The sequence below is a fragment of the Cohnella sp. GCM10012308 genome (assembly GCF_042649185.1).
Lineage (GTDB): Bacteria > Bacillota > Bacilli > Paenibacillales > Paenibacillaceae > Cohnella.
On sequence record NZ_JBHRYU010000018.1, the window covers coordinates 99678 to 112576 of the forward strand.

The window sequence follows — 12899 nt, forward strand, 5'->3', positions numbered from 1 at the left end:
ATGCTCCTCCAAATCATGCAAATTACTTAACCACAGTACCAAATGAAATTTTCATATTCGGCGCATAGGTTAGCCAAGAGCTTATGCTGAACTCATTTGATAGCAGCAGCTCAGCTTCATATTGTCTCTTAGCTTCGTCAGCCGTTAAACCTCGTTGCATGAGCTGGTCTAATGTTTTCTCCCGATCTCCCGGCGGATGTCCGATTCCTTCAGCTCTTAAAGCGTTAAAAAGTTCTTCATTTATAGCCTGATCGGCCGTCGGGTCCAAAAAATTCACTTTGTCGCTCACTCTGCATTCAATGTTTTTTAATCCCAATTGGCTTAATAATGCCGGAACACGAATTCCGATATTCCCGTCCTTGCCATGCTGCTCACAGTCTTTCTCGTATAGCTTCTGCAATATTCCTAATGGAATCACGCTCGATTGTTCCAGCCCTTCAAATCGATAGTTAGCCATGTTGGCACTCCAATGGGGTTCAAAGCATATAACCTTTCCGTGGTGGACGACGCTTCTTATCATCTTCTTAAGCGTAGTCTCCGGGTTTTTCATATGTAATAGAAAAGCGTGGCAAATCGCGACGTCATACGCTTCCGCCAAATCGAGTTCCTCGACGTCTTCTCGTATAAATTCAGTTGGATAAGGAAGCTTGGCAAGAATCTGTCTTGCCTTTTCGATCAACGCTTCGCCTTTATCTACGCCCGTGTAACTCGAGCCCTTCGGGAGCATGGGTAGCAGTTTGAGGCCGAGATATCCGTATCCACATCCGTAATCAACCATTTTAACGGGCTCATGAATTTTCCAAACCTTTTGAATCAAAAATTCAAGGTAGTCATCGTTGTAATACAGCCCGCGCGTTTGTGTCAGATATTCGATCTGATTATCCCATTCATATTCGGACATGATCGCACTTCACTCCTTGATTCCTACGCGAGATAACCACCGGTGACATGTTGGCCGCCTTTCTGATCATTTGATTTTAAATTTCTAAATCTCCATTATGTAATATCCAAATGCATTCACGATCTTTGTATAATTATAGTGATGGATTCTTTCATTTCTCCCGTAGTTTAAGTGCTGGTGTCCATGCAATAGTAGCTTGGGACGATACGCATCCATAAATTCTCTAAAACAGGCGAAGCCTTTATGGCACAAGTCCTCCCCATCTCCAAGTTTGTACGCCGGGGCGTGCGTAATCAAAATATCGATGCCTTTATGAAGCCACAGCCGGGGTTTTAATTTGGAGAGTCTCCACTTCATTTGTCTTTCGGAATATTGATGGTCGCCGGCACTGTATCTATGACTTCCTCCGAGACCAAGGAATCGCAAACCTTTGTAAGTAACGATCTTATCTTCAATGCACTGACAGCCCTCAGGAGGATTCACTTTATAATCCGAATCGTGATTGCCATGAACGTAAAATAGTGGAGCATGGATCACACTCACAAGGAACGATAAATATTCCGCCTTCAAATCGCCGCATGAAATAACTAATTCAATATCTTTAAATTTTGTCGCATCGAAATAATCCCATAAATATTTCGATTCTTCGTCGGAGACAACTAATATTTTCATTAAATCTCCTCCAGAAGCTTTATCGCGCATAAAATAAATATACCACTGCACCTAAATATTGGTAGTGGTATTGTTGCTTCAAATATTATTTTCATCCGTAAATTCAATACAAAAGGGGTGGGCTGCAGGATTCAGACAAAGCTCAATTCTTTCCCTGAAATTTTTCCACGTCACCATTTCCAACGCATCCTCGACCGGAAAAAAGCCGGAATCCAGACTTTCAACCGTCCGAATCAGATCTCCGCCAACAGGTTTGGCTAGAAATAAAGTATTACAAATCGAGTTTCCTACATTCTGAAATATCCCGCAAAATTTTATAATCTCGATGTCTATTCCTGACTCTTCCTTCGTTTCCCGAATGGCAGCCTGACTTAACGATTCGCCAACTTCAACTTGTCCCCCAGGCATTTCCCAACCTCTTCTTGGTCCTTTGATGAGCAACAATTCGTTTTTATCATTGATTACAATGGAAGCTGCAGAAACGATATGCTTTGGCGGATTCATCATAGCACCCCCGCTTAATTAGCTCTAACCCTTAATTTCATTATCTTTAAAATGCGGTCTACCGGGTAAATATTCAAGGACAACGCTGTCATCTTCATTATAAAAAACGGTCACTTCATCCATGGCGTCGGTACTCGATGATAGCACATAAACGTTTCTTTTCTTTTTACTTCGATCAACGTATGAATAAACTAAATAGACTAAATTATTTTCATTGTATGTGATATACGATTTCTTCCATTCTTTATAGGTTCCTTTTGCCATATAGCCTGTCTGTATTAAAATCAATTTCTTGTTCGCTCGAACGATACTTATATAGACTAACGCTCCTCCGGTTAACAACAATGCCACCGCAGTTGTCAATGAGCTCAAGTCGTTATCTAAAGAAAGGAACAATACGACAACTCCTACCGCCACGATCAGCAAGCTCATTTTCGTAAATCTGGTTCCTAACCGTATTTTGAATTTGAGGGTAGTTGATAAGGGTCTCAATTTATCATCCTTCTAAGCTAAATACCATTCGGTATTATTTTGCGACAAATTCTCTTAGGATCTTAATTCTGGAAATATCAATTCGCCCGGTAACAGCTTGCAGCATATCTGTACCTTCCCAGGTTTCAAATTGTCTTAATTTTTCATATTCGAAAATTCTAGTCCAGCTTTGTTCCTTTGTTATTCTCGATTTTCCGGAATCGTATTGTTCATCCTCTGCTTCAGTAAAGGCGAGAAATTGATCATTGAGCACAACATGCCAAGCCATAAAGTCGGATATTAAAACTTCATCAGGCTCTAGTTCAACTTCGAGCAAGACTCCAGGGCGACCTCTTTCTAATTTGCCCCCTAATCTTAAATCAGGCCTTGCGGTCCATAACCAAACTGGAAGCTCATTTTTATACTCGGCAAGTTTAAGCCTCATTTGTCCCATCATCCAAGCATAGCTATCTTCAAATCCCAAAATAGCATGTTCAGGATTACCGGTTAAATATCCTAACGATTGAGCCATCCTCCACGCTTCAATATGCTGGATTGTCCAAAGCTTCATGAATCACTCCCTAAAGCAAGCATTCAAATCCAAAAAATCCCGTTCTCATCCACCGCTTTTAGTTGCGTTTCAAAGTTCGTATCGGGCTCAATGTCATCGATAAAATGCCATTTACCTCTACTGTCCTGCCAGTAAACTTTCCAAAGGCTATCCTCAAGTCTGAATTGAGCAATCGGAAATTCGACACGTTCGCCCGGCATATAAGAAGGTTTCTCTTGCGATAAGGTAACCGTATGTCCTCTGAATTTATATTTTATTTGAATTTCATGCTTCAAATGGTTAGGAATCTTCTTATCCATATAACTGATAAGAATTTTTTCGATCCGTTTTTTAGTAAATGAATCCAACATGTGCGTGCTCCTTATCTTCATATGCTAGCGTTGAAATCTCATATGTATTGTAATAAATTTATTTGCTCCGACGCTACATGAATTGCTTCATGATCCCCTTCGCTTCTTTCCGCGTCTTTACAATAATGATTTTCTTATTATCTTTAAAATGCATGATTTGGTCCAGTACGCTTGCCCTGCTTCGTTTCTTATAGTTCCAAACCCACTTGAAGAACACCCGGTCAAGCTTTTCGGGGCATCCTTCATTGAGATCGGGTCTCGTTTTTCCGTGAAATCTGATTCTTCGTTTGATAATTCGATATACACACAACCATGTGGGCATATCTAAAAAAATAACCGTATCGGCGCGTTTTAATCTCAAATTCAAAGTTCTCGAATAATTGCCGTCCATAATCCACTGCTCTTGGTTGGTCGCCTCTATAACGAACTGATCCCATTCTTCATTCGGAGTTGGAATCCAGCCAGGCTTCCAGTAGTGCCGGTCCAAATGAATGATGGGCAAATTTAATTGTTCGCCGAGTCGTTGAGCAAGGGTGGACTTACCCGAACCGGCGGACCCGATAATTAAGATTCTTTCCATAAGCTTCTCCTGTTTTAAATATTGACGAGGGCTACTGAGCGTCGTTAAGCCTATCGAACTCTTCCTTAACGCCTTGCATTTGAACGAGATTATGATCAGCTGTTATAAGCTGTTCTCTTGCCAGGAGTAGCCAAGAATGCACTAACTTCAATTTCGATCTTTGTTCCCAGATAGAATCCAGATATATAAGTACGCCTTTATCGAGTTTTTGATTATAAACCTCATCTCTAATTTCTAACAAGTACGCATGGTCACCTGGCAGCTCCCATGAAATTTTATCCGAAATAAATAACACCTTATCCAACAAAGCGGCATCGGGCTTTAACGTCGTATGACATTCGATTGCTGATAAGATATCTTCATCCGTAATATTAAAGATGGATTCTGCCATCGCTCTCGAAAGTTTCTGATGCAAAATTCGCTCGTACTTCAGCTCTTCCTCTAAAATGTCGATTGAAAGCTGCTTCGCGGCCTCGAGCATGTTACTTACCGGGATTACGTTGCTTATATCGTGCAATAAACCTGCTTGCTCAGCCTTTACAGGATCGACATCATAAAGTCCTGCAACATTTCGAGCTTCCGCTGCGACTTTTAATGTATGTTGAAGGGTCTCACTATCATTATTCAGCTTAAAAAACACTTCAATGTCCCTCATCAAATCTCCGGACAACGGGATCTCATAGGCTTTAAGCGCTTGATTCATTATTTTCACCTCTGCGATTAGCTTCAATCTCCATTAATTTAATTAACAACTCAGCCTAGCAACTGGCAGCCCCGCAAAGACTTTTAAAAAACTGATATAGCAAATAACCCCCGAATAACAATGCAAGAACGATGAAAAATAAAAATACGAAGATTATGATAACGAACGTTCTATTAATATATGAGCGCCCTCTCATCAGTTAACTTTAGCATTGAAGACAGACATGCACCTTCGGCTCCACGTTAATGCTAATGCCCTCTCATATCAAACCCGGCGTCGTAACCACCATCGTAGATCAAAACAAAATAATAATTTTCATAATGTTCGAGGTCTGATAATGACTTAAACTTCAGCGCAGTCCGTTCAACATGCTCTGTAGCTATGCGATCTCTTGTAACTGGTAAAACATCGACGAAGACCGGGAATGCCCCGCTTTTCTTAGCCGTTTTAAACGTTGCTGCTCCATAGTAACTTTCTAAATCAGACATGGACAAGCTTGAATGAACGAGTATGCTCGAAAAGAAGTCGATTCCGTTGCCGTTCCCGTTTAGCTTGCCTACAATGGACTTCGATTCCAGATATTCCGTCTTTTGAGGAAGTGGATAGGACACCAGCTGCTTCTCAAATTTATATAGATGAAAACTGTTGATGACCGGACTAATAAAAAACAGTGAAATGAAGCCCAGGAAGGCAATTATTGGCGTTAAGACAATAATAACTATGATTTTTTTAATCAGTATGGTTCACCGCCATCGTTTTCGCCTGTATATTTTCCAAACGTAGATCCCCGCCGCGGCGACGAGCACGATGGCTGATGCGTATAAGAAGAGATTCAAGGACGGATCTCCCTCGCCATTGCCGTCAGCCAGAGCTGCGCCTTCGATCTCCGCTTTGCCAAGCTGAGCGATCGCATCGTCCGCCTTGGTTAGCGGGATATTGCCGCTGCAAAGACTGGTCCGAAGCTGCTTGTGCTCATCCTGATAGGCGAATACGAGATAAGTATGATTTCTTTTAAAGCCGGTACCGCATGACGAAGCATCGCCGTCGATGCTCTGAATCGTGACTCTTTTGGTCGCTACGCCCTTCCACGCTCGCTCGACTTTAAAGGCGTATTGTCTCGTTTCCCTGGCGGTAAAAAAGCTCGAGAACCCTTTATGGGCCACTTTGCCCACAAAAACGGCAGAAGCGTCTTGAAGCTTCTGCGGAATGCTCGAATCTACGCAGCTGCATGCGAAGGCTCTGGATGGCGGAAAGGTAACGAGTCCTGCAAAAACGACTATCGCCAGCATGAAAACGGTAACGAAACGGTGCATCTTAAACCTCCATTCGCGGCAGCCCGCCCGAGTATCCGATACGTTCGTATCCAGCCGCCGTGTTGTGATGTTACCTCCGTTATATCATAAATAACAGATTCAGGAAAATTAAAAGAGACGGTCGGGCAGCCTCGCGTTCGATAGGTTGAAGAAAGGATATGCGCATGCCAAGAAATCGTCAGGGAAGATTGCCTTGACGGTCTTTTGAGGCTTGGCGGTCTTTTGAGGCTTGGCGGATATCCGAAACTCTAGTCGCGCAGAATGGCTAACAATCGCTCATCCGACAGCCGTTCCGATGGGCAAACGTATCGTCGCCCGCGTCGTTCTTTCGCAGAAATGCCTGCAAATATACAGGTATTTTCGCCGAGATCGCTCCTTTTGGTCAGAAAAGATGCATATGCGCAGGTATTTTCCTCCATTAGCCCGATTTCCGGCTTGTGTTTTGAATTTACCTGCACATTTGCAGGCATTTTATCGAGTGTGGCGTGTCGCTAGAAAATACATGTACATATGCAGGCTTTTTCGCCCCGCCAAACTTCCGAAAAACCTCCGACCGGTACGCCGATCGCGCGCTTACCAGTTCCGGTACGCCGATCGCGCGCTTACCAGTTCACGAATCGCCGCCCCCTGAATCAGGAAGGTGAGCAACGGCAAAAAGAGCGACCCGCACCAGGCGGATCGCTCATATTTAAAACATTAAGAGAATTCATCGGCGAACGCTTCGCCACCGGCGATAGAGCGCGGACATTCCAAAACAGAAGGCGAGGCTTATCGCGCCGCCTGCCAGATCGACGAGCACGTCTTGATAGGTGGGCGTGCGGGCCGAGGAATAGCGTTGGTTCCACTCATCCAGGATGGCCACCAGCCCGACGATTGCCAACGACATGGCGGCCGCGGCAGCCGGGCGCCATCGGAACAAGCGCAGTACAAGCGCGGTCACTGCCGCAAGCACGCCGTAGACGAACAGGTGAGCGCCCTTGCGAAACGCGAATTCGATCATGCCGTACGGATTGACGTCACGGCGGTACTCTTTGCCGTCGTAATGGATGTCCAGGCCCGGCAGCAATCTTTCTGCCTTGTCAAAAGACAACGTTCGAAATAGAAGCGGTTGAATCGTCTGCTTGCTGTATGGCTGCGAAGATAGCTTAAATATGACCACGACGACGCAGCACAAGAGGATAAGCGCCGCAATACGCCTCCAACTGATTTTGTAGGTCATGATGTTTTCCCCTTTCTGTCGCTAGAGCCGCCCCGCTTCCGCCAGCCTGCCGAGCAGCTCGCCGCGCGCTTCCAGATATTCGATCAGCGCAGCGACGGATTCGTCCGCGGATTCTAACTGCGTATCGATCGTGAGCTCAGGCCGCTCGGGGACGTCATATGGCGCGCCGATGCCCGTGAAGCTCGGAATTTGGCCGCTCCGCGCTTTTTTGTAAAGTCCTTTCGGATCTCTGCGCTCGCACTCTTCGAGCGAACAACGAACGTAGATTTCCGCAAAATCGCCTTCCTCGAACAAATCCCTGACCATCTGCCGGTCCTCGCCGCTTGGCGAGACGAGCGCCGCCAGTACGACGATTCCCGCATCGACGAACAGCTTGGATACCTCGCCGACTCTGCGCAGGTTCTCCCGCCGGTCGGCCTCGGAGAACCCCAGATCGCGGCACAGACCGTGACGGACGTTGTCGCCGTCCAATACATAGCAGACGATCCCTCGGGCATGCAGCTCCCGTTCCAACGAGAAGGCGAGCGTCGACTTGCCGGATCCCGGCAGTCCCGTGAACCAAAGCACGCGCCCGGGATATCCGCTTCTGCGCTCCCGCTCCGCGCGTGCGACGCCGGAGCTCTGCCAGGTGACTTGCCCCACTGGCGCCTCTCTTCGACCCGATGTCGTGTCGGCCGAACCGTTTTGTCCATCCGTCTCGTCTACCCGCACTCTAATCCCTCCCGTAGTTGCCCGCGCGGCTCTTTCGCGAGGCGTTTATCTGACGCCTGCCGGCCATTCGACGACGCCTTCGGCGTGGTGGCCGTCCTGTGTCCCTATCCGGCCGTCTTCCCGCACGATAGCTTCGCCCTGTTCCATGACAACAACCTGATCCGCGCCACGGATCGTCGACAGCCGGTGCGCGATGACGATGATCGTCATCTTTCCCTTGAGTCGATCGATCGCCTCCTGGATCCGCGCCTCATTGTCGGTATCCAGCGCGCTGGTCGCTTCGTCCAGCACGAGAATCGACGGCTTCCTGAGGATCGCCCGCGCCAGCACGAGCCGCTGTCGTTCGCCGCCCGACAGCCGGACGCCGCGGTCGCCGACGACCGTGCCCAGCCCTTCGGGCAAACGCCGCACAAAATCTTCCGAAGCCGAGAAGCGCAGCGCTTCCCACAGCTCCGGTTCGCTTGCGTCCGGCCGCACGGCCAGTAGATTATCCCTGATGCTCTCATGGAACAAAAACGGCTCCTGCGCGACATAGCTCACCGCATGGCGCAAGTCCAGCCGCCGCTCTCCCGCCACGGGGAGGCCGTCGATGAGCACCGAGCCGCGCTCGGGCTCGAGCAGGCCCATCAAAAGGTCGACGAGCGTGCTCTTGCCCGCACCCGACTTGCCGACGATCGCAGTCATCTTCCCGGCGGGTATGCTGAGGCACACGTCCTTCAGCGCATATTCGGCGTTCGGATCGCCGCCGTACTTGAAGTAGACATGGCGGCACTCGATCCCTGTCTTGACCTCCAGCCCTTCCGCGCGCTCGACGGTTCCGCCGCTGCCCGCCTCGCGGGCTTCGGCGCATTCGCGCTCGAGCTCGCGCAGACTGCGGAACGCGGGAATCGCGGAGCCGATCTGTTCCGCGTTCGATTGAATCTGGGCAAAGCGGGGCCACAGCCGCGCGAACAGCACGACGATGAGCAAGAGCTCGCCCGCGCCGACGTGCAGCGCCTCGACGGCCAGATACACGAACAAGGCGATCAGCGCTGCCGAAGAAATCTTGTACAAGCTCGACGTCGTCGCCTGCAGCCGCGCGAAGGCGATAAAGTTAGCCTCCATCCGCCCTGTCAGACCGCGGAACCAGCCGAGATAAGAGTCCTCCAGACGGTTGCTCTTAATGTCCTTGATGCCGTTGAAATGGTCGGTCAGTCCCGCGTAATATTGCTGCGAGAGCTCGCTTGTCCGGTTGCCGACTTCCTTGGCCCGCCGGATCTTGCGGCGCATGACGATCGCGATCGCGGCGCCGCTAACGAGCACGACCGCCGTCAGCTTGGCCGACAGCCAGAAGGCGATCCCGATCTGGATGACCGTAAACGCCATCGAGGAAGCGAGCTGCAAAAACAGGTAAGTCGCCTGGCTGACCCGCGCCAGCTCGGACGTGAGCAGGTGATGGAAGTCGGATCGCCGGCGACGCAGGAAAAAGATCCAGTCGGACCGCATCAGCGACGCATACAGCGTGAGGCGCAGATGCCTGATAAAGCCTTGCTGCAGCCGGGTGCCGCGAATGCTCTGCGCCCGTTGCAGCAGCGACTGCAGCGTCACGATAAGGACGTAAGCGGCCAGCAGGACGGGCAGCGCCAGGTTCGCTGGCAGTTCGCGCAGCGCGCTCAGCGCCTCGCCCGCAAAAGGAAGACTTCCGGTGCCGCCCGCGCCGGTGCCGAGCAAGCCGAGAAGTCCGAGCATCGGCGCGAGCATGTAAATGCCGATGCCGTCGAACAAGCCGAGCGCGACCATCGCGAGCAGTTGGGCGTACAGGCGCATTCCCGCGTAGCTGCGCAGCCGGCTCAAGTAAAACCGCAGTTCGTTCATCGCCTCACTCCGTCCTCAAGTCTGCTGGCGTACCTGCCTCCACAGCCAGACGAACGGCCGCAGCGGAAAATATAGAAAATACAAGGAACGCGGCAGCGGCAGCGCTTTGGTGTCCCGGAAGCTGGGATACAGCCGGCTGATCGCGTAACCCCATTTTTGGCGCGTCGTCTTCAGCTCGAATAAGTATCGCTTGTAAATCCGCGACACTTCGCCGGCGCTCGGGTCGGTCGTCAATACGACGGTATCGCGGATAAAGCCGAGCGCGCGATCCGCCAGCGCGGGACCGCGGCCGCCGGCGAGCACGCGGCTCATCTCGCGGGGAACCGGCGTGTGCAGAAGTCCCGAGGCCAGCACGAGCGCTTGCCCAGCCTGATCGAGCGCGCGGTAGCGCCGCAGCAGCGGGATAATCGCGCTCCAGTCCAGCTCGCGCCCGACCATGCGGTCGATGTCCGCAAGCCACCGCAGCCGGAACCAGCCATGGCGTGCGCCGTGCGTCACCAGGTACATGAACAGGTGCGCGTCGCCCGGCATATAGACCGCATCGGACAGCGCGCACGCTTGCCGATCCCGCCATAGCGCTTCGAACGACGGCTCCTTGCCGTTTTCGCCGTTCAGGCGCCAGTGCACCTCCACCTGGATCCCGGACTGCGGATTCGTGAAGGAGACGTGATGGATTTTCCACTTCCAGTCCCCGAGTCCGCGCGGTATCGGCTCGTCCGCCCGATAGCCGAGCTCCAGCAGCAGACGCTCCGCGTGCTCCAGGTCGCCGACGGGGATGAGAATATCCAGGTCTTTGGACGTACGCAGCGAGATGTCTCCGTACAGCTGCCGGGCGAGGGCAGGACCTTTAAGGGCCAGCGAACGCACGCCCCGTTCGCCCAGCGATCTGCACAGCCGGTCCAATTCGCCGCTCAGCCGGAGCATCCGCCATGTGTTCTGCCGGTAGTCGCCGCCCAGGGCTTGCAGGACATCGGACGGAATCAAGCCGGTGCCGTCCCGATCTCCTCGGATCTGCGGATAGACCCGGTGATGACGGACCAGCTTCACGAATTGATTCCAATCGATGTTCGGCAACGGAGGCGCCTGCTGCGCCTTTTCCTCCTGCGCTGCATCGCTGCGCATCGCCGCCAGCATCGCGGTCAGTTCCCTGGGAAAAGCGGTCGTATCAAGCTCGAATGTTTGATTCATGCCTCGCACCTTCTATCTTTTCAGTCGAATAGTCCGTGCCGAATACAGCCACCGTCGTGAACAATCGCCGCTCCCCGGCGCCCGTCAGATAGACCGGGCCGCTGCGGAGCCATGCATGCGCGATGAGGTTCCCTTGCTTGTCCTTGGCCGTGCCGAGATACAGCGTGCTGTCCATGCTCCGCCGTTCCAGCATTTTTTTGGCCGCAAGCGCCTGGACGAGACACTGGCTCTCCCAGAACGTGTGGCGGCTCATCGTCCGCACCGCTTCCGAGATGCTGCGCACGACGCGCTCGGCGCTCAGATCGTGCACGTGCGGCGTCTCCGTCATCGGCCGGCCCAGCTTCGGCGCGAGCCGGCTGAACGGCATCGCCTTCAGGATTCGCGCCCATGCCAGATAGACGAACGCCTCCAGCATGAGCCGCCGGCGCGCGGCGGGCCAAGCCATGAACTTTCTAAAGGCCCGCATCAGGACGAACGCACCTCGATCAGCGACTCCCGGTACATCTGGCGCAGAAAAGCGAATGCCTCACGTTCGCACGTCGCCCGCTCAACCTCGTATTCCGCGGCCAGCGTATCGATCAGCCGGCCGATATCGATGGGCTCTTCGATCAGATCCCAGATCCGTCCGCCGACGGCGCCGAGATTGTAATACTTGCCCGTGCGCGTGCTGAACATCACTTTTTCGCCGTTCATGTCGCTTGCCATATTGCCCTCTGCCCGCACGACGATCTGCTCGGTATCGTGCGTATCCTTCAAGCCTGCTTCGATCATACCGGTAGGCCTCCCTTGTCGAATCGAATCATGATCTCTGCGAGTTCTCTCGCCGTGAACCTGTCTGACGGTCTGGACAATCTGCCGACCGTGATGCCGGACGCAATGCCCGATGCCGCGCGGAAATGCCAGTCGACGAGACCGAGCCGGGGAATCAGCGCCTGTCGGTACGTATGCTGCAGCATGACGCGCAGCCGCTCGAGCACCGGTATTCGGGAGACGCCGATCCGCGTCCCCTCCGCCCGCCCCAGTTCGAACACGCCTGCCAGCGGCACGGGGTCCAAGCCGAAGCGCTCGGCGACCGGCACGGCGAACTTCTCGGTCTCCCTGTAAATGGTGCGGTACGGGGCGGCATGCATCCCGAGGCCGTCCAGGCTCTCCCGCCACAGCTTCTGCTGCGGATAGGCGGGCATCACGTACGGCTTGCCGTCCACGCCGGCCATGACAGCTACGACATCGTCGCTGAGCAGGCGATGTCCCATGCCGACGAGCGCCGCGGCGAGCGTCGACTTGCCCGCGCCCGAATCGCCGACGAAGGCGTACGCCTTGCCGCCGATGACGACCGCGCTGCCGTGCAGCGGCAGCAGCCCGCGGATCAGGAGCAGCGCGCCGAAGCAAGTGCCGAGCAGGTACACGCGCACCTTCTCCGGATCAGCGCCAGGCAGCGGCGCGACCGCGATATGGCGGCCTTCGTCGATACAATAGACGGCCGTATCGGGGATCAGGAAGAGAAAGCGGCTGCCTTCGCGCGTCAGCGAAAAGTTGCTGCCGCTCGCTTCAAGCTCCTCCCGGAGCGGAACCGGATCGGCCGTATCGATCGTCACGTCCGGAGATCCTGCCGTTCGCCCTGCGCCTGCCGGCGGCAATTCGGGCAGCGGGATCGTGCTCGCCATGTCGAGACCGAAGGCCCTGTAGACCGTCGTCGTCGCCGTTCGTTCGGCCAAAGCCGCATCGATCATCGTAATCGCTCCTTTTTTCGTAGAATGGGATGACTATTTCGACCGCTAACGCGGATATGGCCAAAGGTAAAGATTTGCCGGTTTCCTTGCGCCGTAGCCAGCGGGACAACCGCAAACCGAGGATTTCGTGCA

Annotated in this window: 17 protein-coding genes; all 17 read right to left on the minus strand. The window is 52.6% G+C overall.

Translation table 11 applies throughout. The features are described 5' to 3' along the window. Window positions 1-22: 22 nt before the first annotated feature. The 17 genes from ACFOTD_RS19435 to ACFOTD_RS19515 all read right to left on the minus strand — a co-directional run bounded on the left by ACFOTD_RS19435 (window position 23) and on the right by ACFOTD_RS19515 (window position 12767). Entirely contained in the window at window positions 23-901 is an 879-nt protein-coding gene (locus ACFOTD_RS19435; protein WP_378121603.1) for a class I SAM-dependent methyltransferase, read from the minus strand. A gap of 84 nt (window positions 902-985) precedes the next feature. Then, window positions 986-1573: a metallophosphoesterase family protein gene (locus tag ACFOTD_RS19440; RefSeq protein ID WP_378121604.1), complete on the minus strand. Its 588-nt coding sequence runs from the start codon at window positions 1571-1573 to the stop codon at window positions 986-988. Window positions 1574-1651: 78 nt separating this feature from the next. Next, window positions 1652-2077: an NUDIX hydrolase gene (locus ACFOTD_RS19445; protein ID WP_378121605.1), complete on the minus strand. Its 426-nt coding sequence runs from the start codon at window positions 2075-2077 to the stop codon at window positions 1652-1654. A gap of 24 nt (window positions 2078-2101) precedes the next feature. Then, window positions 2102-2509 carry a hypothetical protein gene (locus ACFOTD_RS19450; RefSeq protein WP_378121606.1) on the minus strand — a complete coding sequence of 136 codons (408 nt, stop codon included), beginning with the start codon at window positions 2507-2509 and terminating at the stop codon, window positions 2102-2104. Window positions 2510-2603: 94 nt separating this feature from the next. Continuing rightward, window positions 2604-3119, minus strand: coding sequence for a DUF3841 domain-containing protein (locus ACFOTD_RS19455; RefSeq protein ID WP_378121607.1), 516 nt, complete (start codon window positions 3117-3119; stop codon window positions 2604-2606). A 23-nt stretch (window positions 3120-3142) separates the two neighbouring features. Further along, window positions 3143-3469: a DUF3024 domain-containing protein gene (locus tag ACFOTD_RS19460; protein WP_378121608.1), complete on the minus strand. Its 327-nt coding sequence runs from the start codon at window positions 3467-3469 to the stop codon at window positions 3143-3145. Window positions 3470-3542: 73 nt separating this feature from the next. After that, entirely contained in the window at window positions 3543-4049 is a 507-nt protein-coding gene (locus ACFOTD_RS19465; protein WP_378121609.1) for a DNA topology modulation protein, read from the minus strand. 31 nt (window positions 4050-4080) lie between these two features. After that, window positions 4081-4752: a bis(5'-nucleosyl)-tetraphosphatase (symmetrical) YqeK gene (gene yqeK / locus ACFOTD_RS19470; protein WP_378121610.1), complete on the minus strand. Its 672-nt coding sequence runs from the start codon at window positions 4750-4752 to the stop codon at window positions 4081-4083. 248 nt (window positions 4753-5000) lie between these two features. Further along, window positions 5001-5363, minus strand: a complete 363-nt coding sequence (locus ACFOTD_RS19475; protein WP_378121611.1) for a hypothetical protein — start codon at window positions 5361-5363, stop codon at window positions 5001-5003. Window positions 5364-5495: 132 nt separating this feature from the next. Then, window positions 5496-6065, minus strand: a complete 570-nt coding sequence (locus tag ACFOTD_RS19480; RefSeq protein ID WP_378121612.1) for a hypothetical protein — start codon at window positions 6063-6065, stop codon at window positions 5496-5498. A 706-nt stretch (window positions 6066-6771) separates the two neighbouring features. After that, window positions 6772-7284, minus strand: coding sequence for a VanZ family protein (locus tag ACFOTD_RS19485; protein WP_378121613.1), 513 nt, complete (start codon window positions 7282-7284; stop codon window positions 6772-6774). Window positions 7285-7305: 21 nt separating this feature from the next. Then, complete coding sequence (cysC, locus tag ACFOTD_RS19490) at window positions 7306-7926, minus strand: adenylyl-sulfate kinase (RefSeq protein ID WP_378121655.1); 621 nt, start codon at window positions 7924-7926, stop codon at window positions 7306-7308. A gap of 114 nt (window positions 7927-8040) precedes the next feature. Then, complete coding sequence (locus ACFOTD_RS19495) at window positions 8041-9849, minus strand: ABC transporter ATP-binding protein (RefSeq protein WP_378121614.1); 1809 nt, start codon at window positions 9847-9849, stop codon at window positions 8041-8043. 15 nt (window positions 9850-9864) lie between these two features. Then, window positions 9865-11037 (minus strand): nucleotidyltransferase domain-containing protein, encoded by a 1173-nt coding sequence (locus tag ACFOTD_RS19500; protein ID WP_378121615.1) that lies wholly within the window; start codon window positions 11035-11037, stop codon window positions 9865-9867. Further along, window positions 11015-11503, minus strand: a complete 489-nt coding sequence (locus ACFOTD_RS19505; protein ID WP_378121616.1) for a lasso peptide biosynthesis B2 protein — start codon at window positions 11501-11503, stop codon at window positions 11015-11017. The genes ACFOTD_RS19500 and ACFOTD_RS19505 overlap by 23 nt, the downstream gene beginning before the upstream one ends. Then, entirely contained in the window at window positions 11503-11808 is a 306-nt protein-coding gene (locus ACFOTD_RS19510; protein ID WP_378121617.1) for a lasso peptide biosynthesis PqqD family chaperone, read from the minus strand. Before ACFOTD_RS19510 ends, ACFOTD_RS19505 begins: the two co-directional genes overlap by 1 nt. Beyond that, window positions 11805-12767 carry an aldolase gene (locus ACFOTD_RS19515; protein ID WP_378121618.1) on the minus strand — a complete coding sequence of 321 codons (963 nt, stop codon included), beginning with the start codon at window positions 12765-12767 and terminating at the stop codon, window positions 11805-11807. Before ACFOTD_RS19515 ends, ACFOTD_RS19510 begins: the two co-directional genes overlap by 4 nt. Between the last annotated feature and the right edge of the window lie 132 nt (window positions 12768-12899).

Coding starts and splice junctions, on each gene's coding strand:
- ACFOTD_RS19510 (WP_378121617.1), bottom strand. CDS start 11,808: ATGATCGAAGCAGGCTTGAAGGATACGCACGATACCGAGCAGATCGTC.
- ACFOTD_RS19480 (WP_378121612.1), bottom strand. CDS start 6,065: ATGCACCGTTTCGTTACCGTTTTCATGCTGGCGATAGTCGTTTTTGCA.
- ACFOTD_RS19435 (WP_378121603.1), bottom strand. CDS start 901: ATGTCCGAATATGAATGGGATAATCAGATCGAATATCTGACACAAACG.
- ACFOTD_RS19465 (WP_378121609.1), bottom strand. CDS start 4,049: ATGGAAAGAATCTTAATTATCGGGTCCGCCGGTTCGGGTAAGTCCACC.
- ACFOTD_RS19500 (WP_378121615.1), bottom strand. CDS start 11,037: ATGAATCAAACATTCGAGCTTGATACGACCGCTTTTCCCAGGGAACTG.
- ACFOTD_RS19460 (WP_378121608.1), bottom strand. CDS start 3,469: ATGTTGGATTCATTTACTAAAAAACGGATCGAAAAAATTCTTATCAGT.
- ACFOTD_RS19440 (WP_378121604.1), bottom strand. CDS start 1,573: ATGAAAATATTAGTTGTCTCCGACGAAGAATCGAAATATTTATGGGAT.
- ACFOTD_RS19505 (WP_378121616.1), bottom strand. CDS start 11,503: ATGCGGGCCTTTAGAAAGTTCATGGCTTGGCCCGCCGCGCGCCGGCGG.
- yqeK (WP_378121610.1), bottom strand. CDS start 4,752: ATGAATCAAGCGCTTAAAGCCTATGAGATCCCGTTGTCCGGAGATTTG.
- ACFOTD_RS19515 (WP_378121618.1), bottom strand. CDS start 12,767: ATGATCGATGCGGCTTTGGCCGAACGAACGGCGACGACGACGGTCTAC.
- ACFOTD_RS19445 (WP_378121605.1), bottom strand. CDS start 2,077: ATGAATCCGCCAAAGCATATCGTTTCTGCAGCTTCCATTGTAATCAAT.
- ACFOTD_RS19495 (WP_378121614.1), bottom strand. CDS start 9,849: ATGAACGAACTGCGGTTTTACTTGAGCCGGCTGCGCAGCTACGCGGGA.
- ACFOTD_RS19455 (WP_378121607.1), bottom strand. CDS start 3,119: ATGAAGCTTTGGACAATCCAGCATATTGAAGCGTGGAGGATGGCTCAA.
- ACFOTD_RS19450 (WP_378121606.1), bottom strand. CDS start 2,509: ATGAGCTTGCTGATCGTGGCGGTAGGAGTTGTCGTATTGTTCCTTTCT.
- ACFOTD_RS19485 (WP_378121613.1), bottom strand. CDS start 7,284: ATGACCTACAAAATCAGTTGGAGGCGTATTGCGGCGCTTATCCTCTTG.